The sequence below is a fragment of the Conyzicola nivalis genome, from assembly GCF_040548875.1.
Taxonomy (GTDB): Bacteria; Actinomycetota; Actinomycetes; order Actinomycetales; family Microbacteriaceae; genus Conyzicola; species Conyzicola nivalis_A.
In genome coordinates this window covers 688,763-712,650 of sequence record NZ_JBEPSJ010000002.1, presented here as the reverse complement: position 1 = coordinate 712,650, position 23,888 = coordinate 688,763, and the positions used below count along the sequence as shown (strand labels likewise).

Genomic DNA, 23,888 nt, shown 5'->3' with positions numbered 1-23,888 from the left:
GTCTATATCCCTTCGTCGCGTTGGCGTCGACGCTACTCCGACCTGCGGTGCGGCTCACGGCGAATCTGCGAGCGGGCTGTGTGCGCGCGGGGCGTCGGAACAGCTCGCGTGCCCCGTGCGTTGTACCCGTCGACGTCATGATCGCTGCAGCCAGCGGCGACCGCACGAGAAGGAGAACGCCCCATGCCGACCACCTACAGCAAGACCCCCGAGGCGATCTCGGGCCTCACTCCCACGCAGTACCGCGTGACCCAGGAGGCGGAGACCGAGCCGGCCGGTTCTGGGACAAGAAGGACGCGGGAATCTACGTCGACGTCGTGTCGGGCGAGCCGCTGTTCGCCTCGACCGACAAGTACGACAGCCGATCGGGCTGGCCGAGTTTCACAGTGCCCATCGATCCGGCTAACGTCGTCACCAAGCAGGACCGCGAATACGGCATGGTGCGCACCGAGGTGCGTTCCGCGCACGGCGACAGCCACCTCGGCCACGTCTTCGGCGACGGGCCGGTCGAGAGCGGCGGGCTGCGCTATTGCATCAACTCGGCTGCGCTGCGATTCATCGCGGTCGACGATCTGGAGAAGGAGGGCTACGGAGACTTCCGCAGCCTGTTCACAAGCAAGGAGGACGCACGATGAGCGCAACGACAGAGAAGGCCACGCTGGCAGGCGGATGTTTCTGGGGAGTCGAGGAGCTGGTGCGTAAGCGCGCGGGAGTCATCTCGACGCGCGTCGGCTACACCGGCGGCGACACCCCGAACGCGACCTACCGCAACCACGGCGACCACGCCGAGGCGATCGAGATCACCTTCGACCCCGAGCAGACGAACTTCCGTGAGCTGCTGGAGTTCTTCTTCCAGATCCACGACCCGTCGACCAAGGACCGCCAGGGCAACGACCGCGGACGCAGCTACCGCTCCGCGATCTACTACGCCGACGCCGAGCAGGAGCGGGTCGCCCGCGACACGATCGCCGACGTCGACGCGTCGGGCATCTGGCCGGGCCCGGTCGTCACCGAGGTCGAGCCCGTCGGCCCGCTCTGGGTGGCCGAGGACGAGCACCAGAACTACCTGCAGACCTATCCCGACGGCTACACGTGCCACTACGTGCGCCCGGGCTGGAAGCTGCCCCGCCGCGAGCAGGTCGCGAGCTAGTCGCTCCCGTGTGAATCAGACGGAGGCCGCCTCTCTAGAGAGGCGGCCTTTGTCGTGCCGCGGCGGCGAACGGCGGCGCCTCGGAGTTGCCGGTCGGCGCCGCGGGATCGGCCCCGATGTCGACGATGCGGTTGTCGTGGTCCACGTGCACGACGACCGGCATGAACTCCAACGCCTCCGCCCGTGTCATCGCCGCGTAGGTGATCAGGATCACCGTGTCACCGATGTGCGCCTTGTGCGCGGCGGCACCGTTCACCCCGATCACGCCGGAGCCCCGCTCGCCCGCGATCAGGTAGGTCTCGAAGCGCTCGCCGTTGTCGACGTCGACGACGCTCACCTGCTGGCCGGGCAGCATCTGCGCCGCGTCCAGAAGGTCGAGGTCGACCGTGAGCGAGCCGACATAGTGCAGGTCGGAGTGGGTGACGCGGGCGCGATGGATCTTGGAGGCGAACATAGTGAGGAACACTGTTCAAGGGTATGCCGGGCCCGGCCTCTGCGCGTTCTCTCAGACTCGGTCGATAGCTTTGCATGCAATAAGGGGAGTAATCCACACACGCACGCTTCGTCAATACGGACTCACGACTGGGTCTCGGAGCGGCGGCTTCCGAATCGCGAGAGCGGCTCGGGGCGGATGAGACTTTAGAGTCTCGACCTACCCTTGGAGCCCCACGTGAACGTGAGTCCTGCCGTCTGGCTGATCACCATCGCCGTCACCATCGCATTCTTCGTCTACGAGTTCTTCGTGCACGTGCGCAAGCCGCACGAACCCACCATCGGCGAATCGGCCCGATGGTCGGTGTTCTACATCAGCCTCGCCCTGCTCTTCGGCGTGGGCATCGGCGTCACCAACGGCTGGGTATTCGGCGGCGAGTACTTCGCCGGCTACCTCACCGAGAAGGCGCTGTCGATCGACAACCTGTTCGTGTTCCTCATCATCATGAGCGGTTTCGCCGTGCCCAAGGCGTACCAGCAGAAGGTGCTGATGATCGGCATCATCATCGCGCTCGTGCTGCGCGGTATCTTCATCGCTGTCGGCGCGACCCTAATCGAGAACTTCTCGTGGATCTTCTACATCTTCGGCGCCCTGCTGCTCGTGCTTGCCTGGCGTCAGGCATTCGGCAGCCACGAGAGCGACCCCGCCAACGGCAAGCTGGTGAGGCTCGCCCGCCGCGTGCTCCCCATCACCGACGACTACCACCGCGACCGCATCACCGTGAAGATCGACGGCAAGCGCTTCTTCACCCCGATGCTGCTGACCATCGTCGCGATCGGCGTGGTCGACCTGGTGTTCGCGGTCGACTCGATCCCGGCGATCTACGGACTCACCGAGGAGGCGTACATCGTCTTCACCGCAAACGCCTTCGCGCTGATGGGCCTGCGCCAGCTGTTCTTCCTCATCGGCGGCCTGCTCGAGCGCCTCGTCTACCTGGCCCAGGGCCTTGCCGTGATCCTCGGCTTCATCGGCGTCAAGCTCGTGTTCCACGCCCTGCACGTGAACGAGCTGCCGTTCATCAACGGCGGCGAGCACGTCGAGTGGGTGCCCGAGATTCCCATCTGGTTCTCGCTGCTGTTCATCGCCGCGACCGTGGCCGTGGCGACTGTGGCGAGCCTGCTGAAGACCAGAGGGCGCGAGCTGGAGCCCGTGGGCGCCGGGCGTTCTCTCGACGAGTAGTCGTAACGCAGACGACCCCCGCGCCCATGGGGTGCGGGGGGCGTCCGGTGCAGCCGGCCGTCGGCGCGGGTCCCACCACAGGCCCGGGCCGACGACGGCCGGTTCGTGGGTTCAGGCGCGCCAGAGCGATGGATCGACCATGGTCTTCACCTGGCCAGAGTCCTTGAGGTTCGAGAGGGCCCGGCCGAAGTCGTCGAGTCCGACGACGTCTGTGACGATTCCCTCGACGCTGATGCGCCCCGAGCGCAGGGCGGTCATTGCCCGCCCCAGCGTGAAGGCCTGCGCGAACGAGCCCTTGACCGTCAGCTCGCGGCTGAAGATCTCATAGGGGCTCAGCCGCGCTCGCGCGTCCTCGGACGCCACCCCGTAGACCATCACGGTTCCACCGGTCGCCGTCAGGCCAACCGCGTGCTCGAGCAACGCGACCACGCCCGTCGCTTCGATGACCGCGTCGAATCCCTTCGGTGCGATCGTATGCAACTCAGCGATCGCCGCGCTCGGGTCGTCGCGATCGACTACCACCGTGTGGTCGGCGCCGAACTGCGTCGCCAGAGCGAGCTTGGACGGCGTCGGGGCCGCGACCGTCACGCGCGCCGCCCCGGCCATGCGCACGAGCTGGCTGAGGATCAGGCCGGTGGGTCCGGCGCCGAAGATCAACACGTCAGATGCTGGTGCGAGGTCGAGGATGTCGACACCGTGCATCGCGCATGCCGTGGGTTCCGCGAAGACGGCCACGTCGGGCGAGAGTCCGAGGGTGGGGAAGGTCTTGGCCGCGCGCACGACGACGTACTCGGCGAAGCCGCCGGGCGCGTTGCAGCCGAGAGACACGAAGTTCTCGCAGAACAGGGCACGACCCTTGAGGCACGCCCCGCATTCACCGCAGTGGATGGTGTTGTCCACCGCGACCACTGTGCCGATGGCGGGGCCGGTCACGCCCTCGCCGAGCGACTCCACTTCTCCTAGCATCTCGTGGCCGGGGATGAGGGGGAGCTTCGCGATGAACCCGCCGTGCAGCAGGTGCTCGTCGGTCCCGCACACTCCCGTGCGAATGATGCGCAGACGCACTTCGCCCTCGCCGGGCACGGGGGTGTCGACATCTTCGACGGCCCACTGGGAGCCCTCTCGGAACACAATGGCTTTCACGTTGTCTCTCAATCGTCACGGCGGTGTGGTGGTAGTAATACTACAGAAACACGATGCCAAAGCCAACATTCCTGCCTCGCATCTGAGAGTATTGGGGCAGAATGTAGCTTTACTACCAATCGATGGAGTTCGCGATGACCACAGCCCCCGTGTCCATTCCTGCCGCGTTTACCGTGAGTTCCGCGGGTCTGGGCGGCCGCAGCGACAATTACGAGGTGTTTCTGCCTCGTCTCGCCGGTGTGTACTCCGATGATGGGGCATTCGAAAACCAGCTCGCACAACGTGGAGCGGACGAGCTCGTGTACACAGTCGACGTTCACAGTTATGACAACGGGCCGGGGTCCCTCACCATCGGCACGAGCACGCTGCTGCCTGGCAAGGTGGGCGAGGAATTCGCCGTCACGCGCGGGCACCTCCACGCCCTTGCCGATCGCGCCGAGTTGTACTACTGCATCTCCGGCCGCGGAGTCATGCTGATGGACACCCTCGGGGGCGAGACGCGAGCCATCGAGATGACGCCCGGCGTCGCGGTTCACGTGCCCGGGCACTGGATACATCGCAGTGTCAATGTGGGTGACGAACCGTTCGTCACGCTGTTCTGCTACAACGGCGACGCCGGGCAGGACTACGAGGTCATCGCCGCGGCCGGCGGCATGAAGACGTTGGTCGTAGATGACGGCGCCGGCGGCTGGAGAGCCGTGACGAACCCGAACCACACCGGATATGCCCTCGACACGACTACGGCCTGACCGGCCGTCGACCGTAGGCTACGATTCCATCGACGGGGCTACCCGGTCGGGAATCAAGGGATGTCTGACGCAATGGCCGAAGAGAGCCAAGAAGTGACAACGACCGCGCTCGACGGTTCGGAGGAGCCGCTGCTGCAGCGTCTGGCTACGATCTCGGCGACGTTGCGCAAGTCGGAGCGCAAGGTCGCCGACATGGTTGCCGAGAATCCCGAGTTCTTTATGCACTCGACGATGGCAGCCGTAGCCGAGGCCGCCGGCGTGAGCGAGCCGACGGTCATGAGGTTCTGCACGGGACTCGGATTCGACGGGTTCCAGTCTTTCAAGATCGCGCTCGCCCAAGCGCTCGCGCTCGGCATCCCGGTGACGCACTCGGCTATCGACGACGACGATTCCGTCGCGGAGCTCGTCACCAAGATCTTCGACCACACTCTCACCAGCCTCGACCGGGCCAGGCGCAATCTCGACACCGCGGCGATCGAATCGGCGGTAGAACAGCTTGTGGCCGCCCAGCAGATTCTCTTTATCGGCTTCGGCGCCTCCGGGATCATCGCCACGGACGCGGCGCAGAAGTTCTCCCTGTTCGGTGTGCCGTGTATGGCGCCCACAGACGCACACCAGCAGTTCATGGCCGCCGCGATGAGCGCGCCTGGAACGGTTCTCGTGGCGATCTCGCACACCGGGCGCACACAGTCCGTCGTCGAGGTCGCGGCGCGGGCCAGAGCCAACGGAGCGACGGTGGTCGCGATCACCGGCGCCTCGTCCGGCCCTCTGGTCGACGAGAGCGACGTGACGCTCGTTGTGAAGACCTTCGAGGACACAGACATCTACACTCCGACGGTCAGCAGGCTCGCGGGGCTCGTGATCATCGACATTCTCGCAACGTCGGTCGCCTCGCAGCGCGGGAGCGAGCACCTCGCGCGAATTCGTGCAATGAAAGACGGTCTCGCGTCGTTCCGGACCCGAGACCGCCTCTCCCCCAGCTGACCGTCAGGCCGTGATGACGACCTTCACCTCGTGCCCGCCAGCCGAGGCGGCGAAGGCGGCGGCCGATTCGGCCATCGGGTACGAACTGGAGATCATGTCGCTCGTGGAGACGGCGCCCGAGCGGATGATCTCCGTGGCGTCGGCGTAATCCTCGGCAACGTAGGTGGCCGCGCCCTGCACGCGAACCTGCCGGTCCTGCAGGGTAGGCAGGGGAACGACGACCGATTTCTGCGGGACGCCCACGACAACGATCGTTCCGCCCTTGCCCACCATCTCGACCGCGGAGTCGAAAGTGGGCTGGATGGAGACGCAGTCGAACACGAAGTCGGCCGTCTCGCCGAGCTGTGCCACGACTTGGGCGGCGACGTCGGGGTCGGCCGCATCGAGCACGGCGTCGGCGCCGAGCTTGAGTGCGAGTGCACGCTTGGACTCGAGCACGTCGGTCATCACTACGCGACGCGCGCCGCGGTAGCGCACGGTCGCGAGAACGAGTAGTGCGATGGTGCCCGCGCCAAGAATCGCGACCGTCTTCCCTTTGACGTCGCCCGCCAGGCGGACCGCGTGGACCGGCGTGGCCAGCGGTTCGATCAGGGCGGCCTCGAGGTCGCTCATGCCGTCGGGGATCGCGTGCAGCCGGTCGGCGCGCACCGTGAAGACATCGGCCATGCCCCCTTCTCGAAAACCGCAGCCGAAGAATTCGAGGTTGTCGCAGATGTTCTCCCGCCCCGTACGGCACATCTTGCATTCGCCGCAGGGCAGGGTGGGCTCGGGGGTGACGCGCGTGCCGACGGTCACGCCGGTGACGTTCCGGCCGACCGCCTCGACCACTCCCACAACCTCGTGCCCCGGATAGTAGGGCAGCTTCATCTGCGGATGGTGGCCGTGCATGGCGTGGGTGTCGGAGCCGCAGACGCCGGCGACGAGCATGGAGACCAGCGCTTCGTCATCTCCGAGTTCGGGGAGCGCTTCGGAGACTATCTCGACCACATCCGGGCTCGGGATATGGACGCGGCGTCGGGTTTGAGGTGTCGACGATGACATGGTGAACTCCTGTGTTCGTTTCGGAACGGATGCAGCGACTCTCGCGAAAGGTTTCTGTAGCGAAACTGACAATGAATAGGTCGCCGTGTCCAATTTGATCACTTTCCGTCCGAAAAGTCGAGTATTTAGGTAGTATCACTACCGAAGCGCGTGCGACGAGAATGAGACCACGCGGTTCTTCCCGAATTGCCCTGCATGAGCGCCACGAAGGAGTCGCCGCGAATGAGTACAACCGTTTCCGTACCCACCGTCACTTTGAACAACGGGGTGGAAATGCCCCAACTCGGCTTCGGCGTGTGGCAGATCACTCCTGACGAACGCGCGACCGAGGCCGTGCTCACCGCCTTCGACGCGGGCTATCGCGCCGTTGACACGGCACGCATCTACACGAACGAGGGCGGCGTCGGCGCCGCACTCGAGGCATCCAACCTCGCTCGTTCAGACGTGTTCGTGACCACCAAGCTCTGGAACAACGAGCAGGGCTACGACAGTGTGCTGCGAGCGTTCGACAACAGCCTCGCGAAGCTCGGAACCGACTACATCGACATGTACCTCGTGCACTGGCCGGTGCCGTTCCACAACCGCTATGTCGAGACCTGGCGGGCATTCGAGAAGCTCTACGCCGACGGCCGAGTCCGGGCGATCGGCGTCTCGAACTTCGAGCCCGACCATCTTCGCACCCTGCTCGACTCGGCGGATGTCGTGCCGGCCCTCAACCAGATCGAGTTCCACCCGTACCTTCAGCAGCACGAGCTGTTCGCGCTGCACCGGGAGCTGGGCATCGCGACAGAGTCGTGGAGCCCCCTCGGCCAGGGGACCGTGCTCGGAGACCCGGTGATCCGCGCGATCGCCGACCGGCTCGGGCGCACTCCCGCCCAGGTAATCCTTCGCTGGCAGCTGCAGCTGGGCAACATCGTCGTGCCGAAGTCGGCCACCGAGTCGCGCATCCGCGAGAACATCGCTCTGTTCGACTTCGAGCTGAGTGAAGACGACATGGCTGCCTTCGCCGCTATCCACCGGGGCGAGCGCGTGGGTCAGCACCCGAACGACTTCATCGACGACTTCTAGACCGCCACCTCCTCACCGCCAACATCTCGAGAACAGAGCAGTTCATGCAGACGCGATACGCGACCAACCCCGAGCAGATACCCGGCTTCGACACTGCCGCCCTCCGTGACCGATACCTCGTCGAGGGTCTATTCGTCGACGACGGGGCGACCGCGGTGTACACCCATCACGACCGCGTCGTACTGGTCGGCGTCAAGCCGGTGTCAGGGCCGGTGACGTTGCCTCCCTACCCGGAGATTCGCAGCGACTACTTCTTCGAACACCGGGAAGCAGGAATCGTCAACGTCGGAGGAAGCGGGCGCGCGACGATCGATGGGGAGTCCTTCGAAATGGCTACCGGGTCGTGTCTCTATGTCGGAATGGGCGCGGCCTCGGTCGAATTCGAATCGGATGCCGCGGCGGAACCCGCCCGGCTCTACATCTTCTCGGCTCCCGCCCACACGCGCTACCCTACGACCCTCGTGCCGGCGGGAGGCGGCATCCGTCGCGAGCTGGGCGATCCGCTCACCTCCAACCGGCGCACGCTCAACCAGTACATCCACGAGAACGGCGTGCGCAGCTGCCAGGTCGTCATGGGCGTCACCGAGCTGCATCCGGGCAATATGTGGAACACGCTCCCTGCCCATACCCACGACCGACGCACCGAGTGCTATCTCTATTTCGGTCTGCCCGACGAGGCGCGGGTCGTCCACATACTGGGGGAGCCGACCGAGACCCGTCACCTGGTCGTCGCGAACGAACAGGCCATCATCGCGCCGAGCTGGTCGGTGCACTCCGGCGTAGGTACCGCTAGCTACAGCTTCGTCTGGGCGATGGCGGGCGAGAACCAGTCGTTCGACGACATGGACGGCTTCGCGATCTCGGACATGCGATGACCCGGCCGCAACCAGAAGGACACGCGATGATCGAGGACCTCTTCTCTCTGGCGGGCTCGACGGCCGTCGTGACGGGAGCGAGTCGCGGTATCGGCCTCGCCATCGCAGGTTCGCTCGCCGCCGCCGGGGCGGACATCGTCGGCGTGAGCGCCACGCTTGACAACGGCGACAGCCCCGTCCGACGGCTCGTCGAGTCGCACGGCCGGCGGTTCGAGGGGCTCTCGGCCGACCTCTCTGACCGCGGCGCTGTCGCCGGCCTCGCCGCGGAGCTCGCGGGACGTGACGCGGACGTGCTCGTCAACAACGGCGGCACGATCCGCCGCAGCCCGGCCGTGAACCATAGCGACGAGGACTGGGACTACGTCATCGACGTCAACCTGCGATCGCAGTTCGTGCTCGCACGAGAGCTGGGGCGCGGGTTCGTCGAGCGCGGGTCGGGGCGCATCGTCTTCATCGCCTCGATGCTGAGCTTCCAAGGAGGTGTGAACGTGCCCGGATACACGGCCTCGAAGAGTGCGGTCGCCGGGCTCACCCGGGCCCTCGCCAACGAATGGGCCGGTTCAGGCGTCAACGTTAACGCGATCGCCCCGGGGTATATCGCGACCGACAACACCACAGCGCTGAGGGCGGATCCCGACCGCAGCGACTCGATCCTGTCGCGAATACCCGCCGGCCGATGGGGCGACGCCGCCGACATCGGCGGTGCCGCCGTATTCCTCTCATCCAGGGCCGCCAACTACGTCAACGGGATCGTCCTCCCCGTCGACGGCGGCTGGCTGGCCCGCTAGTGACCGTGCCGACCGTGGTCACCCTCGGCGAGACCATGGCACTCGCGCGCGCGACCGAGGTGGGCTCGTTTCCGCACATCGGCGCCCTGCAGCTCGGGATCGGCGGGGCGGAGTCGAACGTCGCGATCGCCCTCACCCGACTCGGGATTCCGACGCGCTGGATCGGCCGGCTCGGAACAGACAGCCTTGGCGACCTCGTGGTGCGCGAGCTCGTGGCCGAGGGGATCGCGGTCACCGCCGAGCGGGATCCCGACGCGCAGACGGGTCTCATGCTCAAGGAACGCCGCACCGCCGCCTCCACCAAGGTCTGGTACTACCGGGCGGGGAGTGCGGGTTCGCGCCTGACCGTTGGCGACATCGACCCCGGGCACATCCGCTCGGCGTCGCTGCTTCACATCACGGGGATCACGCCCGCCCTGTCGCAGAACGCCCGCGAGGCGGTCCACGCTGCCGTGGACCTGGCCCGCGACGCGGGAGTGACCGTATCGTTCGACCTGAACTACCGGTCGGCGCTGTGGTCGCCCGAGCGTGCGGCGACGGAGTTTGCCGAGCTGATCCCGCTCTGTGACATCGTGTTCGGAGGCGACGACGAATTCGCCCTCGTCACCGGGGCGCTGACGCATCCACTGGAGATCGCCCACGCCGTGTCGGCCCTCGGTCCGCGGCAGGTGATCGTCAAGCTCGGCATCGACGGGTGCGTCGCCCTCGTCGACGGGGCGGAGTACGAGCGCCCAGCGGTACCCGTTCAAGCGATCGACACCGTCGGGGCCGGCGACGCCTTCGTGGGTGCGTACCTCGCCGACTTCCTGTCGGGCGCGAGCGTAGATGACCGGCTCGCGACAGCCGTGACGGCAGGCGCGTTCGCGTGCCTCGTGCCCGGCGACTGGGAGGGCATGCCGCGCAGGAGCGAGCTGGCGATGCTCGGCGCGCGGGAGCCCGTCCAGCGCTGAGTAGGCAGGCGTGAGCGGGGATGCGCTCTGGCGCGCCTCCCGACTAAATTCGTAGTCAAACTAGGTTTGAGCCCAATTTCTCGACTAATGCCGCTCATTATGCGCCAATTACTAGCAGGTTCTGTAGTTTTGCTACATAATGAAACCAGGTGATGAAGCCAGCCGCCTCGCCTGTCAAACCACAAAGATGTCAGTTTGCAAATCACAACGTAGTGAAGGAGATCCATTCCATGAGAACCCCACAGGTAACGCGGCGCAGCTTCAAGCGTCAGCTCGTCACGGCAGCGGCACTCGTCACGGTGGCCACCATCGCCCTCGCCGGCTGCTCGTCGGCCTCGGAGGACGGCGGCGGGTCGGCAACCGCTGCCGCCGAAGACGTGCAGCTCGTAGAGGGCGTGCGAAGCCTCTCTAACTCGTACCACGCCAACTGGGTCGCCGGCGGGCAGCTGTTCGCCGACTCGGTCGACAAGAAGCTCGACGTCATCACCGATGAGGCCGACTCGCAGAAGCAGCTCTCGCAGATCAAGGCGCTCGCCGGATCCGGCAATGTCTACGCGCTCAACGTCGACCCCAACACCTCGGCCGACACCGAGGCGATCGTGCGCGCGGTCACCGACGCCGGCGGCTACGTCGTCACACAGTGGAACAAGCCCGACGACCTCAATCCCTGGGACATCGGCGACCACTGGGTAGCCCACATCAGCTTCGACGGACGTGTGAGCGGCAAAGAGGTCTCGGCAAAGCTCTTCGACGCGATGGCAGGCGAGGGCGGAATCATCGCCCTGCAGGGCATCCTCGACAACGTGGCATCCAAGCAGCGATTCGAGGGCCTCAACAATGCGCTCGCCGAAGCGCCGGGCATCACGCTTCTCGACCAGCAGACGGCCAACTGGAGCCGTTCTGAAGCGCTCACCGTGACACAGACCCTGCTCGCCAAGCACGGCGACAGCGTCAAGGGCATTTGGGCCGCGAACGACGAGATGGCACTCGGAGCTCTCGAGGCGCTGAAGGCTGCCGGCCTCGACGGTGAGATCCCGATCGTCGGCTTCGACGCCGTTCCGCAGGCGCTCGACGAGATCAAGTCGGGAACGAGCGGATACATCGCCTCGGTGTCGACGGACGCATTCTGGCAGGGCGGCGCGGCACTGTCGCTCGCCTACATGGCTGCGAGCGGAGCCATCAAGGTATCCGACCTCTCGCACGACCAGCGCGCCTTCTACGGAACGCAGATCGTCGTAACCGGCGACAACGTCGACGACTTCATCACGCCGCCGACTCTCGACAAGCTCGAGGCCGACTTCGACGACCCGTGGAAGCGCAGCCAGGGCGGCATCAACTAGTCGTCACGACACTTCCGTGACGGCGCGGGCGGGCGGAGACCCGTGTCTCCGCCCGCCCCCACCCCCACTACTCGAACACGACCCCGATCGAGAACTCCCAATGACATCCACCAGCACCACCATCGGCGAATCGGTCACCACGACCCGCGGCGCTCAGATCAAGAAGTTCGTCGTGGGGGCAGGGCCCCTGGTCGCCCTGGTCGCCCTCGTGGTGTTCTTCGCCATCGCCTCCCCGACCTTCTCCCAGCCCGGCAACCTGAGCATCCTGCTCACCCAGCTGTCGATCCTCCTGGTCATCGGCGTCGGGCTCACCTTCGTGATCCTGCTCGGCAGCATCGACCTCTCGGTCGAGGGAGTCATGGCCTCTTCGTCTCTCGTCTTCGTGCTCTTCGCGGCCAACGACCGCAACGACTTCGAGTTCGGACTTCTCGCGGTGGTCGCCGGCATCCTCACCGGATCGCTCTTCGGCCTCGTCAACGGTGTACTCCACGTACGGCTGGGGATCCCGTCGTTCATGGTGACGCTCGGCACCGGTGCGATCGGAATCGGCCTCGCCACCGTGCTGTTCGGCGGTCGCGCGCCACGGCTGCTCGACGAAGGCCTGCGCGCCTGGGGCGTCGGCTCCACCGCGGGCCTCTCCAACCTCGTCTTCATCGCGATCGTCGTGCTCGGGCTCGCCTTCCTCGTGCAGCGCTTCACTAGGGTGGGCCGCTACGGATACGTCATCGGCGGCGACGAACCCATCGCCAAACTCTCCGGCATCAACATCCGCAAGTACAAGATCTCGTCGTTCGTCCTGTCGGGAACGGCGTCCGGTATCGCGGGCGTCATGGCCGCCACTCAGTTGGGCGTCGGCGACACGACCATCGGCACCGGCTTCCTCTTCACGGCGATCACCGCGGTCGTTCTGGGCGGAACCCTCCTCGTCGGCGGGCGCGGCGGAGTCATCCGCACGCTCATCGGCGTCGCGATCATCACCGTCCTCGCCAACGGGCTCATCCTCGTCGGCGTCGACCCCTACATCCAGACCGCAGTGCAGGGCCTCGTCATCGTGGTCGCAGTCATCGCGAGCGGCTGGTCGCTGCGCAGAAGGGTACGTGTCATCAAATGAGCTCTCCGGTACTCGAGGTCAAGAACCTCACAAAGACGTTCAAGAACGTGGTCGCGCTCGACGACGTCACGTTCGAGGTGCGCAGGCACGAGGTCGTAGGTCTCATCGGGGAGAACGGCGCGGGAAAGTCGACGCTGCTCAAGATCCTCTCCGGCATCTACCAGCCCGACGCGGGCGAGATACTCCGCAACGGCAAGAAGACCGTCTTCCGCGGGGTGAATGACTCGGCCAAGGCCGGTATCGGGATGGTTCACCAGGAGCAATCGCTCGTGACGAGCGTCACCGTCGCCGAGAACATCCTTCTCGGTTCCGAGGGCAATGCCGTGATCGCCGGGATCTACAACTGGCGGGCGCTCAACGCGAAAGCCCAGAAGCAGCTCGACAAGATCCAGTCGCCGATCTCCCCCAAGGAGCATGTCGAAGACCTCTCCTTCGCGCAGCGCCAGATGGTGGAACTCGCGAAGGCCCTCGGCGTCGAGGAGTTCAGTGCAGACGAGCCCGTCATCGTTCTCGACGAGCCGTCGAGCGTTCTCGAGGGAGACGAGCTCGAGGTGCTGTTCGCGCAGATCGAACGCCTGCGTCAGATCGCCTCCGTCATCTTCGTCTCGCACCGTCTCGACGAGGTGCTGCGCGTCTCCGACCGGGTCTACATCCTCAAGGACGGAAAGTGTGTCGCCGAGCGCAACCCGGAGACCGCCGACGTCGACGAGCTGCACCGTCTAATGGTCGGCCGAGAGAGCTCAGCGGAGTTCTACCGCGAGAACGACCAGAAGCCCGTGCACAACGAGAAAGTCGTGCTCCAGGTCGACGGGCTGGGCAAGAGCCACGCCTTCTCCGACGTGTCCTTCGACGTGCGTCTCGGCGAGGTGCTCGGCATCTCGGGTGTTCTCGGCTCCGGCCGCGAAGAGCTCACTCGCGTGTTGTTCGGCGCCGAGCCCTTCGACAGCGGCACCATCACGCTCGACGGCAAGAAGGTGCGTTTCGCGTCGCCGGTCGGCGCCGTCGCGGCCGGGTTCGGCTACATCCCTGCCGAGCGTCGTATCGAGGGAATCGCGCAGGGCATGTCCGTGCAGGACAACATGTTCCTCGCCGATCCGCGTCCCGTCAGCTTCGGTCCGTTCCTGCTGCCGAAGAAGGCCAGCGAGATCGCGTCGCAGTGGATCGAGCGGCTGCGTATCCGCACCCCGGACCGCAACGCGAACATCTCGAACCTGAGCGGCGGAAACCAGCAGAAAGTCGTCCTCGCGAAGTGGCTCAACTCGCCCCGACTGCGGGTGCTGATCCTCGACCACCCCACGCGAGGCCTCGACGTCGGGGCCAAGGAGGACGTGTACACGTTCGTGCGCCAGCTCTGCACGCAGGGCATCGCGATCATCCTGCTGGCAGACACCCTCGAGGAGACGATCGCGCTCAGCCACTCGATCATCGTGATGCGCGACGGTGAGATCCAGAGCCGCTTCGACGCATCACCCGGCAACAAGCCCAAGCCCGTCGACCTCGTCCAGCAGATGGTGTAGAGAAAATGTCCCAGACCCTGACCACAGCCCCCGTCGCCAAAGCGGCACCCGTCGCCGACTGGAAGAGCCGGTTCCTCGCGGCGCTCCCGTTCATCGTCCTCGTCCTGCTCGTCCTCATCGTCACGAGCAAGCAGCCCAACTTCGTCGCCCTCGGCAGCGTACGGGGACTGCTCGAGTCGATGGCCCCGATCCTCCTGTTGGCGCTCGGCCAGACCTTCGTCATCCTCACCGGCGGCATCGACCTCTCGTTCGCCGCGACGGCGTCGTTCGGGTCGGTTCTCCTCGCATTATGGCTTCCCGAACTGGGGGTCTTCGGGGTCGTCGCCGTACTCGGCGTCATGACGCTCATCGGTTTCATCAACGGATTCGTCATCGCGAAGGCGCAGATACCGTCGTTCATCGCCACACTCGGGGCGCTCGGGCTCTACAGCGGCCTGGGGCTCGCGATCTCCGGTGCGAGCAACATCCGTATCAGCACCGGCTATGAGGCGATCGCCTGGATCACCGACGTACGCGTCGCGCAGCTGCCGTTGGCGGCGATCCTCGTGATCGTGCTCGCGATACTGATCTCCGTCGCGATGCGCGTGCTCAACCGCGGCAAGTCGTTCCACGCGATCGGCCTCGCCGAGCAGGCCCTGCTCATGTCGGGCGGCTCCACCGTGCGTATCCGCATCCTCGCTTTCACGCTGTGCGGGCTCTTCTCCGGCCTCGCCGCCGTCATGCTGGCGGCGAGCCAGCACAGCGGGGGACCCACCCTCGCGGACACCCTCCAGCTTCCCGCGATAGCGGCGGTGGTGATCGGGGGAACGGCCATCACCGGAGGCGTCGGCGGCCCGATCAAGACCGTCATCGGCGCTCTGATCATCGTGGTGCTGCGAGTCGGGCTCACCGCGGTCGGGGTAGACCCGAGCTTCGAGCAGATCGTCTACGGCATCGTCATCATCGCCGCCGTCGTTCTCACCATCGACCGTTCGCGACTCGGCGTCGTCAAGTGACGAAGAGCGAAACGGGAGAAATCGCATGATCATCGCCCACGACCTCGGCACGACCGGGGACAAGGCATCGCTGCACACCGACGACGGGGCGCTCGTCTCGGCGATCACCGTCGCTTACTCGACCCACTACGGTCTCGGCGGCGTCGTGGAGCAGGATCCGGAAGACTGGTGGAACGCCGTGTGCGAAGCCACCTCCACCCTGCTCGCGCGCACCGCGACACCCGCCGCCGAAGTCAGGGCTGTCGGGTTCTCGGGCCAGATGATGGGCGCCGTCTTCCTCGACGCGAACCTCGACCCGGTGCGGCCGGCCATGATCTGGGCCGACACCCGCAGCGCCGCCCAGTGCGACCAGCTCATCGCCCGGATAGGGCAAGACCGCGGCTACGGGATCACCGGTCACCGCTTCAACCCCACCTACTCGCTCAGCAAGATCATGTGGGTGCGCGACAACGAGCCCGAGGTGTTCGCGAGGGTCGCCGCTGTGGCCCAGGCGAAGGACTTCGTGGTGGCCAGGCTCACCGGCCGGCTGGTGACGGAACCGTCGGATGCCTCCAGCACGAACGCCTTCGACCAGTCGTCGGGCGAGTGGTCGGCAGAAATCCTCGCGGCCGCCGGAATCGAGAAGGGACTGCTGCCCGACATCGTGCCGTCTATAGAGGTCGTCGGAGGGGTGACGGCGGCCGCGGCATCCGCCACCGGCCTCGTCCAGGGGACTGCGGTGGTGATCGGAGGGGGCGACGGACCCCTGGCCGCGCTGGGCGCCGGTGTCGTAGACGAGGGCGACGGCGCCTACGTCTATCTCGGCTCGTCGTCGTGGGTGTCGTTCTCGGCGCGGCGACCGCTGCTCGATCCGGCGCAGCGGACCATGACGTTCAACCACGTCGTGCCTGGCCGATACGTGCCGACCGCGACGATGCAGTCGGGAGGCGGGTCGCTTCACTGGATCGCCGACCTGTTCGAGCCCGGCGGAGACGGGGACCGCTTCGACCGTCTGGTCGGTGAGGCCGAGAACGTCGACGCATCCGGCGAAGGCCTCTTCTTCCTCCCGTACCTGCTCGGCGAACGATCACCCTACTGGAACCAGGACGCTCGGGGGGCCTTCGTCGGACTCGCTCGGCACCACGATCGCCAGCACTTCACCCGAGCGGTGCTCGAGGGGGTCGCGTTCAACCTCGCCACCTGCATCGACGCCTTTCGCGAGGGCGGCGAGAAGATCGATCGCATCGACGCCATCGGCGGGGGAGCGAACTCCGACTCCTGGCTGCAGATCATGGCCGACGTGTGGGGCGTCACGGTCCGGCGCCGCGACATCGTCGACGAGGCGAACAGTCTGGGCGCGGCCGTGACCGCAGGCGTCGGTGCCGGGCTCATCGGTGACTTCGGTGCGGCAAGAACCCTGTCTAGGGTGACCGCCGAGTTCGAGCCTCACGCCGAGCGCCACGAGGCGTACACCGCCGCCCACTCTCGCTTCGTCGACGCGTACGAGCGTCTCGAGGGCTGGTTTCCACGCCAGGGCGGGAGCGTGGGATGACCGCGTCGATACTGGTGACCAGCCGGTCGTTCTCGTCCGGAACGGTCGATGTCGCTGCCCGTCTGAACGCGGCCGGATATGACGTGGTCTCCGCCTCGCCCGGCCATGAGATCGACGCGCTCGCACCTCACCTGAAGCATGTCGTCGCGTGGATCGCCGGCACCGCTCCCGTGACCGCGGAGCATCTGGCTCTGGCTCCCGCCCTGCGAGTCGTCGCCCGCTACGGGGTCGGTGTCGACTCCGTCGATATCGCGGCGGCCGAGGCCCGCGGTGTGCGGGTCACCAACACACCGGGCGCCAACTCGGAGTCGGTCGCCGACCTCGCCCTCGCGCTGCTGCTCTCCAGCCTGCGCAACGTCTCCGCCGGAGACCGCGCGGTGCGAGCGGGCGACTGGGGTGCCATCCGCGGACGGGAGATCGCCTCGCTCACCATCGGGGTGGCCGGCTACGGCCGCATCGGGCGCTCCTTCGCCGCCCGCGTCGTCGCGCTCGGCGCCCGAGTTCACGCTTTCGACCCCTACCTCCCTGCGGGATCCGACTCGCCAGAGGGCGTCACCCTCGTCGACACCTTCGATGAACTCGCCGGGTGTGACGCCGTGTCGCTGCACGTGCCGGGGGGTCAGCGCCTCGTCACCGCCGACTGGTTGCGGGGAGCCGCGGGAACCGCGCTCGTCAACACCGCCCGAGGGGACCTGGTCGACGAGCCCGCCCTCGCGGCAGCCCTCCGCTCGGCAGCCGTCTCCTCGTATGCGGCCGACACGCTCGACGGAGAGGGCGGGATGCACGCTGCGAGCCCGTTGCTCGCGGCCGATCTCGCCGACAGGGTCACGATCACCCCGCACCTCGGCGCACAGACCGTCGATGCGGTCGACCGCATGGGCACCGGTTCCGTCGACAACGTCCTCGCCGTGCTCGACGGCATCGATCCTCCGAATCCCGTACGACCAGCATCAACCCCGACTCTTGGAAAGGCAGTCCGATGACCATCAGCACTGAGGAGCTCCGCCGGGTGGGGATCATCGCCGTCGTCCGCGCACCCTCAGCGGAGTCGGCGATCGCGGGCGTCGAGGCGCTCGTCAAAGGCGGCGTCACCGGAATCGAGATCACGTACTCGACACCCGACGCCCCCAGCGTCATCGCCCACCTCGCCGACCGCTTCGGCGATTCCATCCTGCTCGGCGCCGGCACGGTGATCGAGCCCGCCCAGGCTGCGACTGCCGCGCGAGCGGGAGCCAGGTTCCTCGTGTCGCCGGGCGTATCGCTCCCGGTCGCGAAAGCGATGTTCGACACCGGCCTCACGACCATGCTGGGCGCTCTCACGCCCTCGGAAGTCATGGCAGCCGTCGAGCTGGGCGCCGACGTCGTGAAGATTTTCCCCGCGGGCTTCGGCGGCCCGAAGCTCATCTCGAGCTTCCGCGGCCCGTTCCCCGACGTGCGGATGATGCCGACCGGCGGGGTCTCCGTAGACAACCTCGAAGCGTGGCTCGCCGCCGGAGTCGTCGCCGTGGGCGCCGGAAGCGAACTGATCTCGGCCAGCGACCTCGCGGCCGGCCGCTTCGACGTCATCGAGACCCGGGCGCGAGAGATGACGACTCGCTATCGCAAGCTGCGCCAGATGGAGGTCGCAGCATGACCGGCGCACGAATGGGCTTCGTGGGCGTCGACACCGCCGGCTCGTCGATCATGCGAGTGTTTCCGCTGTGGGCCGACGAGCTCGGTCTCGACTCCCGGGAGCTCACGGGCTTCGACCTCCCTACCGACGCGACAGACGGGGCCTACCGCGACGTGGTGACGCGGATCCGCGACGACGCCGGGCAGGCCGGCGCCTTGGTGACGACCCACAAGATGCGGGTCTTCGAGGCGGCGGGTGATCTCTTCGACGATTTCGACTCCTTCGCCGACGCGTGCCGCGAGGTCTCGTCGATCTCAAAGGAGAACGGGCGGCTGCTCGGTCACGCGAAAGACCCGATCACCGTCGGCCTGGCGCTCGAGTCGATCATCGCCGACGACTACTTCTCCACCACCGGTGCGTCGGTCGTCTGCCTCGGATCCGGCGGCTCGGGAACGGCCCTCAGCTGGTACCTCGCACACCGTGCCGATCGCCCGTCGAAAGTCGTCATCACCGCTCGACGCCAGGAGTCGCTCGACCACACCCGCGAGATCCACGAGCGTGGAGGCATCGACACGACCATGTTCGACTACCGTCTGCTGGGCGACGACCCGGCCGCCGAGGCCGACGCGATCGTCGCCGCGGCGGGGGATGGTGCCCTCATCGTCAACGCGACCGGGATGGGAAAGGACCGGCCCGGTTCGCCGCTCACCGACGACGTCGATTTCCCGCACCGCTCCGTCGTTTGGGAGTTCAACTACCGCGGCAGCCTGGAGTTCCTGCATCAGGCGGCGGGCGCCGAGTTCGCCCGACAGCTCACCGTCGTCGATGGCTGGGAGTACTTCATCCACGGTTGGACGCAGGTCATCGCCGAGGTCTTCCACATCCCGATGGACGCGGAACGCGTGCGGCGTCTCGCGGCGATCGCCTCAGCGGTGCGGTAGTGCCGACCGGCGAGCTGCTACCCGCGGCCGGTCGTGTGCGCACCGTGCTGGGCGACGCTCCCTCGATCGACCTGGGGCGGGTGAACTACCACGAGCACCTCTTCCAGGCCTCGCCGCTGCTGCCCGGCGACGACCTCAACGACGAGACGCTGAGCGGCGCCGAACTCGGTCGCCTCGCCGAGAGCGGATTCGAGTGCATGGTCGACGCGACCCCCGTCGGCCTCGGCCGGCGCCCCGACGCGCTCGCTCGCGTCTCCGCCGCGAGCGGGGTGCGGGTGATTGCCACCACGGGCCGCCACCGCGACGCCCACTATCCGGAACAGCAGTGGATTCTGGATGCTTCGGCCGACGAATGGGCGGCGATCACGCTCCGCGAACTCACCGTCGGCCAGGCGCTCGACGACACCGCGTACGGGCGGCTGCCGCTCGACGACGTCGCCACGGCGCAGGCCCCCGACGGCGCGGACGTGCGCGCCGGCATGCTCAAAGCGGCCATCGACTACTGGGCGATCTCGCGAGGGGAACGCGCCGCCCTCGAGGGTGTGGCCGCGTCGCACGCCGCGACGGGCGCCCCGATCATGGTGCACACCGAGTCGTGCTCCGCCGCCCTCGAAGTGATCACCCTGTTGGAGTCGTACGGGGTGCGACCAGCCCGCGTCGTCATCGCGCACGCCGACCGCACCCCAGACCCGCACCTGCACGCCGAGATCGCCGCAACGGGCGCGTCGGTCGGGTACGACGGCGCCGGTCGGCTGCGACTGTGGCCCGATGCGGTGTTGATCGACTCGCTCGCCGCCCTCGTAGAGTCCGGGCACGCTGACCGCGTGCTGCTGGGCGCCGACGTGGCACGTGCCAGCAGGTACGAGTCGTACGGCGGAATGCCCGGGCTCGCCTATCTCGGCCGACGATTCGTGCCGCGGCTCCAGCAGCGTCTCGGCGACCGCGTCGTGCAAGGCATCCTCGTCGACAATCCCGGGCGCTTTCTCGAATGGCAGAACTGAACCACCGATCCGACCAATGGAGGTCAGCATGACCGAGTCCACAACCGCCCACGTCTGGGTCGGCGCGGGGCGGGTGGAGCAATGGAGCATCCCGATCCCCGAGATTCCCCCCACCGGCCTGCTCATCGAAGTGACCGCGAACGGCATCTGCGGAACTGACGCCCACCTCATCGGTTCCCAACCCAGCGCACCGCTCGTGCTCGGGCACGAGATCGTGGGCCGTATCGTCGACTTCGGATCGAAGCATCCGCGCACCGACGCCGACGACGACCCGCTCGAGATCGGTGACACGATCGCGCTCTTCCCGTGGCTCCCCTGCTTGGTCTGCTGGGGTTGCCGACGTTTCGGGCCGACGGCGACGACCTGTTCCGACCCCTTCGTCTACGGAATACCTCCTGAGGCCCTGGGGCTGCCGCCGCTCGCCGGTTCCGACGACACGTCGCTCAGCGGAGGCTTCGGGCGGCACCTCGTGGTGCGTCCCGGCACGTACTTCTGGCGGGTTCCGGAGTCGATGCCTCACGAGATCGCCGCACTGCTCGACCCGCTGGCGGTGGCGGTGCGTTCCGTCGACGTGATGAAGACCGCGGCCGGCACCTGGGACGAGGTCATCCGCCCCGACAGCACGGCCGTCGTGCTGGGCGCCGGTGCGGTTGGTCTGCTCGCGGCCATGGTTCTGCGGGCCGCGGGCGTCACCGACATCATCGTGTCGGGCTCCCGGCCGCGTCGGCTGGCCCTCGCGGCGGCGGCGGGCGCTCAGGTGATCGACATCCACGCGACCGACGCCGCGGAACGGCGTCGCCTCGTGCTCGACCGCACCAGCGGGCGAGGCGCCGACCTCGTCATCGACGCGAGCAGCCAGCCTGCCGCGCTCGGCGAGGCGCTCGGAATGGTGCGCCGCCTGGGAACGGTTGTGGAGGTGGGCAACATCGTCAGCACCGGGGTGACCATCCCGCTCGACCCCGCGGTCGACGTGTGCCAGAAGAACGTGCGCCTGCTCGGAGTGGCGGCGAATCCGCCGCAGTCGTACTCCGAGGCCATGGCCCTGCTGCGGCGCCACGACAAACTGCCATTCGCCGATCTGATCACCGGGCGGCACGACTTCGCGCACCTCGACGATGCGCTCGCGGACCTCGCGGGCGACTCAGTCAAAGTCATGCTCGTCGCCGAGGGCACCCCATGAGCGAGAAGAACTGGGCCGGTACGCGCGAGTACTCCGCCCAGACGGTGCACACCGTGCACTCCGTCGCCGAGGCACAGCACATCGTCGCCCGAGCGAGCAAGGTGCGCGCGCTCGGCACCCGGCACTCCTTCAACGGCGTCGCGGACACCCGCGGAGATCTCGTCTCGCTCGTCGACGTACCTCCCGACATCCGACTCGAAGACGACGGCACGGTTTCGGCCGCGGGCGGAACGACCTACGGCGTCCTGGCCGCATGGCTCGAACGGGAGAGACTGGCTCTGCACAACATGGGATCGCTGCCGCACATCTCGATCGCAGGCGCCGTCGCCACGGGCACACACGGATCGGGCAGCGCCAACGGCAGTCTCTCGTCGGCAGTGCGGGCCATCGACCTGATCGGCATCGACGGTGAGATCGTCACAGTCGCGCACGGCGACGGCGACTTCGCCGGTTCGGTCGTGGCACTCGGCGCCCTCGGCATTGCCGCGCGCGTGACCCTCGCCGTCGAGCCGACGTACCGTGTGCGTCAGGACGTGTACGCAGACCTCGACTGGGCGACGGCGCTCGCCGATTTCGACGCGGTGTCGGGATGCGGCTACAGCGTGAGCCTGTTCACCCGTTGGCTCGGCGACACCGTGCCGCGCGTGTGGGTGAAGTCGCGGCTCGAGCCGGGCTCCGACGGCGAGATGCCCGACCGGCTGTTCGGGGCGACGCTCGTGCGCGTACCACAGGGCGCCCCGGGCACGGAGGAGAACGACGGCACCACTCTGCAGGGCGGAGTTCCCGGGCCCTGGCTCGAGCGCCTTCCGCACTTCCGTCTCGACGCCACCCCCAGTAACGGCGACGAGATCCAGAGCGAATACCTCATCGCGCGAGCGGATGCGAGTGGCGCCCTCTCAGCTCTGCGTGAGATCGGCGAGCAGATAGCACCCGCGCTCCTGATGTCGGAGCTGCGGACCGTCGCCGCCGACGATCTGTGGCTCAGCACCACCTATGGCCGCGACAGCCTGTGCATCCACTTCACCTGGCGAAACGCCCCGGCGATGGTCGGCGCGGTGCTCCCTCTCATCGAGGCGGCCCTCGCCCCGTTCTCTCCGCGCGCCCACTGGGGCAAGGTGTCCGCCGTGTCTCCCGCGGCGGCAGCGACCGAATACGAGCGACTGACCGACTTCGCCGCGCTCGCCCGAAGGCGCGACCCGGAGGGGAAGTTCGGAAACGACTTCGTCGACGCGATCGTCGGGCGGGAGTGACGCACCTCCACGCCGCCATCCGAGGCAGGATGGACGGATGAAGATTTCCGCAATGCCGCAGACCGATCTGAACACCTCCAACGTCATCCTCGGGTTGATGCGCATCACCGAGCTCGACGATGCCGAGATCCGCAACCTGGTGTCTGCCGCGCGTGACGCCGGCATCAACTACTTCGACCACGCCGACATCTACGGCGGCGAGCGTCACGGCTGCGAACGACGCTTCGGCGAAGCGATCGCCTTCACGCCCGCCGAACGCGAGGCCGTGGTCATCCAGTCGAAGGTCGGAATCCGCGACGGCTTCTTCGACTTCTCGAAGCAGCACATCCTCACCACCGTCGACGAGTCGCTCGCCGCGCTGAAGCTCGACTATCTCGACGCCCTGCTGCTGCACCGCCCCGACACCCTGGTCGAGCCCGAGGAGGTCGCGGCCGCCTTCGACGAGCTGCACGCCGCGGGCAAGGTGCGGCACTTCGGACTCTCCAACCACACGCCCGGCCAGACCGAGCTGCTGAAGAAGCACGTCGCCCAGCCGCTCGCCATCAACCAGGTGCAGCTCAGCATCACCCACTCGCCGATCATCGCGCAGGGCGTCGCGGCCAACATGTCGGGCGTCGCGCAGTCGACCAGCATCGACCTGGGGATGCTGGACTACAGCCGTCTGAACGACATCACCCTCCAGGCGTGGTCGCCGTTCCAGAAGGGATTCTTCGACGGCGTGTTCCTCGGCGACCGGGAGAACTTCGCCGAGCTGAACGACGTCATCGACGAGCTCGCCGCCGGCTACGGCGTGCCGGTCGAGGCCATCGCGGTCGCCTGGATCACCCGGCACCCCGCGAACATGCAGGTCGTGCTCGGAACGACCAGGATCGAGCGCGTGCGCGACGCGGCGCTCGGCTCCGACCTGCCGTTCACCCGCGAGGAGTGGTACCGGCTGTTCACCGCGGCAGGTCACCTGCTCCCGTAGCGACGGCGCAGTTTCGCGCCACG

General features: G+C 67.1%; 23 protein-coding genes and 1 pseudogene. 21 read left to right on the top strand and 3 right to left on the bottom strand.

The genetic code is table 11. The features are described from left to right. Positions 1–183 precede the first annotated feature (183 nt). Both msrB and msrA read left to right on the top strand, forming a co-directional pair. A pseudogene (gene msrB / locus ABIE21_RS12145) lies at positions 184–635 on the top strand (peptide-methionine (R)-S-oxide reductase MsrB). Beyond that, a complete protein-coding gene (gene msrA, locus ABIE21_RS12140; protein ID WP_354025070.1) occupies positions 632–1,150 on the top strand; it encodes a peptide-methionine (S)-S-oxide reductase MsrA in 519 nt (172 codons plus the stop codon). Before msrB ends, msrA begins: the two are co-directional and overlap by 4 nt. Before the next feature lie 34 nt (positions 1,151–1,184). On the opposite strand, the gene panD is transcribed toward msrA, so the two are convergent. After that, positions 1,185–1,616, bottom strand: coding sequence for an aspartate 1-decarboxylase (gene panD, locus ABIE21_RS12135; protein ID WP_354025069.1), 432 nt, complete (start codon positions 1,614–1,616; stop codon positions 1,185–1,187). Between the two features lie 204 nt (positions 1,617–1,820). Between panD and ABIE21_RS12130 the strand changes: the two genes are divergently transcribed. After that, positions 1,821–2,822, top strand: a complete 1,002-nt coding sequence (locus ABIE21_RS12130) for a TerC family protein (protein ID WP_354025068.1) — start codon at positions 1,821–1,823, stop codon at positions 2,820–2,822. 111 nt (positions 2,823–2,933) lie between these two features. Here the strand turns inward: ABIE21_RS12130 and ABIE21_RS12125 are convergent, their stop codons facing one another. Further along, entirely contained in the window at positions 2,934–3,965 is a 1,032-nt protein-coding gene (locus ABIE21_RS12125; RefSeq protein ID WP_354025067.1) for a zinc-dependent alcohol dehydrogenase family protein, read from the bottom strand. A gap of 134 nt (positions 3,966–4,099) precedes the next feature. Between ABIE21_RS12125 and ABIE21_RS12120 the strand changes: the two genes are divergently transcribed. Beyond that, positions 4,100–4,714: a glucose-6-phosphate isomerase family protein gene (locus ABIE21_RS12120; protein WP_354025066.1), complete on the top strand. Its 615-nt coding sequence runs from the start codon at positions 4,100–4,102 to the stop codon at positions 4,712–4,714. 60 nt (positions 4,715–4,774) lie between these two features. Beyond that, entirely contained in the window at positions 4,775–5,698 is a 924-nt protein-coding gene (locus tag ABIE21_RS12115) for an SIS domain-containing protein (RefSeq protein WP_354025065.1), read from the top strand. A gap of 3 nt (positions 5,699–5,701) precedes the next feature. Here ABIE21_RS12115 and ABIE21_RS12110 read toward each other — a convergent pair whose 3' ends face one another. Next, positions 5,702–6,832: a zinc-dependent alcohol dehydrogenase gene (locus tag ABIE21_RS12110; RefSeq protein ID WP_354025064.1), complete on the bottom strand. Its 1,131-nt coding sequence runs from the start codon at positions 6,830–6,832 to the stop codon at positions 5,702–5,704. A 129-nt stretch (positions 6,833–6,961) separates the two neighbouring features. Here ABIE21_RS12110 and ABIE21_RS12105 point away from each other — a divergent pair, with 129 nt between their 5' ends. From ABIE21_RS12105 to ABIE21_RS12030, 16 genes are all read left to right on the top strand, one after another. After that, entirely contained in the window at positions 6,962–7,807 is an 846-nt protein-coding gene (locus ABIE21_RS12105) for an aldo/keto reductase (RefSeq protein ID WP_354025063.1), read from the top strand. Positions 7,808–7,851: 44 nt separating this feature from the next. Beyond that, positions 7,852–8,682, top strand: a complete 831-nt coding sequence (gene kduI / locus ABIE21_RS12100) for a 5-dehydro-4-deoxy-D-glucuronate isomerase (RefSeq protein WP_354025062.1) — start codon at positions 7,852–7,854, stop codon at positions 8,680–8,682. Positions 8,683–8,708: 26 nt separating this feature from the next. Then, positions 8,709–9,470: an SDR family oxidoreductase gene (locus ABIE21_RS12095; RefSeq protein WP_354025061.1), complete on the top strand. Its 762-nt coding sequence runs from the start codon at positions 8,709–8,711 to the stop codon at positions 9,468–9,470. Then, positions 9,470–10,420: a sugar kinase gene (locus tag ABIE21_RS12090; protein ID WP_354025060.1), complete on the top strand. Its 951-nt coding sequence runs from the start codon at positions 9,470–9,472 to the stop codon at positions 10,418–10,420. Before ABIE21_RS12095 ends, ABIE21_RS12090 begins: the two co-directional genes overlap by 1 nt. A 230-nt stretch (positions 10,421–10,650) precedes the next feature. Beyond that, positions 10,651–11,760 carry a sugar ABC transporter substrate-binding protein gene (locus ABIE21_RS12085; protein WP_354025059.1) on the top strand — a complete coding sequence of 370 codons (1,110 nt, stop codon included), beginning with the start codon at positions 10,651–10,653 and terminating at the stop codon, positions 11,758–11,760. A gap of 100 nt (positions 11,761–11,860) precedes the next feature. Further along, complete coding sequence (locus tag ABIE21_RS12080) at positions 11,861–12,871, top strand: ABC transporter permease (protein WP_354025058.1); 1,011 nt, start codon at positions 11,861–11,863, stop codon at positions 12,869–12,871. After that, a complete protein-coding gene (locus tag ABIE21_RS12075) occupies positions 12,868–14,388 on the top strand; it encodes a sugar ABC transporter ATP-binding protein (RefSeq protein ID WP_354025057.1) in 1,521 nt (506 codons plus the stop codon). The genes ABIE21_RS12080 and ABIE21_RS12075 overlap by 4 nt, the downstream gene beginning before the upstream one ends. A gap of 5 nt (positions 14,389–14,393) precedes the next feature. Beyond that, a complete protein-coding gene (locus ABIE21_RS12070; protein WP_354025056.1) occupies positions 14,394–15,383 on the top strand; it encodes an ABC transporter permease in 990 nt (329 codons plus the stop codon). Positions 15,384–15,408: 25 nt separating this feature from the next. After that, positions 15,409–16,914, top strand: coding sequence for a xylulokinase (gene xylB, locus ABIE21_RS12065; protein WP_354025055.1), 1,506 nt, complete (start codon positions 15,409–15,411; stop codon positions 16,912–16,914). Continuing rightward, positions 16,911–17,897, top strand: coding sequence for an NAD(P)-dependent oxidoreductase (locus ABIE21_RS12060; protein WP_354025054.1), 987 nt, complete (start codon positions 16,911–16,913; stop codon positions 17,895–17,897). Before xylB ends, ABIE21_RS12060 begins: the two co-directional genes overlap by 4 nt. Next, on the top strand, positions 17,894–18,547 hold the full coding sequence (locus tag ABIE21_RS12055) for a bifunctional 4-hydroxy-2-oxoglutarate aldolase/2-dehydro-3-deoxy-phosphogluconate aldolase (protein ID WP_354025053.1): 654 nt from the start codon (positions 17,894–17,896) through the stop codon (positions 18,545–18,547). Before ABIE21_RS12060 ends, ABIE21_RS12055 begins: the two co-directional genes overlap by 4 nt. Beyond that, positions 18,544–19,467 carry a shikimate dehydrogenase family protein gene (locus ABIE21_RS12050; protein ID WP_354025052.1) on the top strand — a complete coding sequence of 308 codons (924 nt, stop codon included), beginning with the start codon at positions 18,544–18,546 and terminating at the stop codon, positions 19,465–19,467. The genes ABIE21_RS12055 and ABIE21_RS12050 overlap by 4 nt, the downstream gene beginning before the upstream one ends. Continuing rightward, positions 19,467–20,468, top strand: coding sequence for a phosphotriesterase family protein (locus ABIE21_RS12045; protein ID WP_354025051.1), 1,002 nt, complete (start codon positions 19,467–19,469; stop codon positions 20,466–20,468). The genes ABIE21_RS12050 and ABIE21_RS12045 overlap by 1 nt, the downstream gene beginning before the upstream one ends. Before the next feature lie 28 nt (positions 20,469–20,496). Next, entirely contained in the window at positions 20,497–21,648 is a 1,152-nt protein-coding gene (locus tag ABIE21_RS12040; protein ID WP_354025050.1) for a zinc-dependent alcohol dehydrogenase, read from the top strand. Then, positions 21,645–22,898, top strand: a complete 1,254-nt coding sequence (locus tag ABIE21_RS12035) for a D-arabinono-1,4-lactone oxidase (protein WP_354025049.1) — start codon at positions 21,645–21,647, stop codon at positions 22,896–22,898. The genes ABIE21_RS12040 and ABIE21_RS12035 overlap by 4 nt, the downstream gene beginning before the upstream one ends. Before the next feature lie 37 nt (positions 22,899–22,935). Further along, on the top strand, positions 22,936–23,865 hold the full coding sequence (locus ABIE21_RS12030) for an aldo/keto reductase (protein WP_354025048.1): 930 nt from the start codon (positions 22,936–22,938) through the stop codon (positions 23,863–23,865). Positions 23,866–23,888 lie beyond the last annotated feature (23 nt).